Source organism: Streptomyces sp. SID13726, from assembly GCF_010548375.1.
In the GTDB taxonomy this organism is placed as follows: domain Bacteria; phylum Actinomycetota; class Actinomycetes; order Streptomycetales; family Streptomycetaceae; genus Streptomyces.
In genome coordinates, this window is the sequence record NZ_JAAGLY010000741.1 from 1 (window position 1) to 401 (window position 401).

Sequence of the window (401 nt, forward strand, 5' to 3'; positions counted from 1 at the left end):
CACCGGGTTGCGCGCCGCACCCGACCAGTCGCCGAAGCTCAGGTCGATGGGCTGCGACGAGCCGTCGTCGAAGGTCAGCACGCCCTGGGCCTGCTGGTTCTTCTCCGTGCCCGTGCCGATCACCGAGAGCTGCTCGGCGTCCGCGGGGACCTCGAGCTCGATGGTCTGGCCGTCGCCCGTCGCGTTGTCCGGCTGGCCGGCGGGGATCGCCGGGACGTCGAACGCGAGGTCGGTGCCGGGCACCGTGCCGCGCTCGCCCTGGACGAAGCCCTTCGCCGCGAGCTGGGCCCGGTCGAAGAACACGCCCTGGCCGTCGCACGAGCCGACGGTCGTGCCGAGGTCGCCGATGCAGACGTTGTCGTACGCCGCGAGCAGCGAGCCCTCGCGCAGGAGCGAGACGG

1 pseudogene is annotated in these 401 nt (G+C 73.1%); it reads right to left on the bottom strand.

The annotated features are described in order from the left end of the window. Nucleotides 1-401, bottom strand: a pseudogene (locus G3I78_RS50060) (glycoside hydrolase family 92 protein); the annotation flags it as partial.